General features: G+C 75.0%; 2 protein-coding genes. Both read left to right on the top strand.

Annotated elements, in window-relative coordinates; translation table 11 throughout:
* Window positions 1–424: hypothetical protein (locus AB0G02_RS40585; protein ID WP_360805976.1), on the top strand; the 424-nt coding region annotated here is incomplete at its 5' end.
* Window positions 421–1,334 (top strand): AAA family ATPase (locus AB0G02_RS40580; RefSeq protein ID WP_360805973.1); only part of this gene is annotated, 914 nt, incomplete at its 3' end. The genes AB0G02_RS40585 and AB0G02_RS40580, both read left to right, overlap by 4 nt.

Here is a 1,334-nt window from a genome sequence, read left to right as displayed (position 1 = left end):
GCCCGAGCTGGTCGCGGAGGTGGCCGGGAAGCACGGCCTGGACGAGGACGCGGCGGCGCTGTACCTGCAACTGCAGGCCCTGCCCGACCCGACGGACGCGAACGTGGCGCGGTGGACCGGGTGGAAACCCGCCCGGCTGCGCCGGGCCCGTGCCGCGCTGGCCGCGACCGACCTGGTGCTCACCGCCAAGCGGGCCCGTGCCGGGCGGTCGTTGTTCCTGCCCGGCGGGTGGCTGGCGCTGCCCGCACCGCACCTGCCGCTGGAGTCGTGGAAGGCGCCGATGTTCGGCTTCGCCACCGCCCCCGGCACCGAGGTGATCGCCCCGCGCGGACCCGTCCCCGACCTGTTCCGCAGCGCGTGGCGGCGGGTGCTCGACGGCGACGCGCCCGCCTACGAAGAGCTGAAGACCGGAGGACGCAGGTGACCGCACCCAGGCAGGTCGAACCGGCCGAGGACGCCCACCGCGACGAGCTGGCGTTCCTCGCCGCCCACGACAGCGGCCCCCGCCCGCCGGGGTGGCGGCTCACCCCGCGTGCCGTCGTCACGTTCGTGATGGGTAGCGGCGAACCCCTGGCGCTGCCCAAGGGCGTCTCGGTGGACGGCGTGCCGTCGCGGCTCGTGATCAGCCCCAAGTTCGTCGGCGAACGCGCACTGGTCGAGCGTGCCGTGGTGACCCTCGCGGGCGAACGCGGCCTGCTGCTGGTCGGGGAACCCGGCACGGCCAAGTCGATGCTGTCCGAGCTGCTGGCCGCCGCCGTGTCCGGCAGCAGCCAGCTGGTCGTGCAGGGCACCGCGGGCACGACCGAGGACCAGCTGCGCTACGGCTGGAACTACGCGCTGCTGCTGGCCGAGGGGCCGAGCCCGCGGGCGCTGGTCCCGTCGCCGGTGATGAACGCGATGCGCGGCGGCGGCGTGGTGCGGGTCGAGGAGATCACCCGGTGCCTGCCCGAGGTGCAGGACGCGCTGGTGTCGATCCTGTCGGACCGGCGCATCGCGGTGCCCGAGCTGTCCGCGTCCGAGTTGGCGGGCCCGGACGGCGCGACCGTGCACGCCGCGCCCGGCTTCACCGTGATCGCCACGGCGAACCTGCGCGACCGGGGCGTGTCGGAGATGTCGGCGGCGTTGAAGCGCCGGTTCAACTTCGAGGCGGTCGGACCGATCGGTGACCTGGCCGCCGAGACCGCGCTGGTGCGGCGGCAGGCCGGTGCCGCGCTGGCCAGGGTGAGCGCGCCGTTCGCCGTGGACGACGTGGTGCTGGAGGTGCTGGTCACCGCGTTCCGCGACCTGCGCAACGGGGTCTCGGAGGAGGGGTGGGCGGTCGAACGCCCGTCCAC

The organism is Actinosynnema sp. NPDC023658 (genome assembly GCF_040639995.1).
Classification (GTDB): Bacteria; Actinomycetota; Actinomycetes; order Mycobacteriales; family Pseudonocardiaceae; genus Actinosynnema.
Note: the sequence above shows the minus strand (reverse complement) of the source record. Positions and strands in the feature narration are given on the sequence as shown.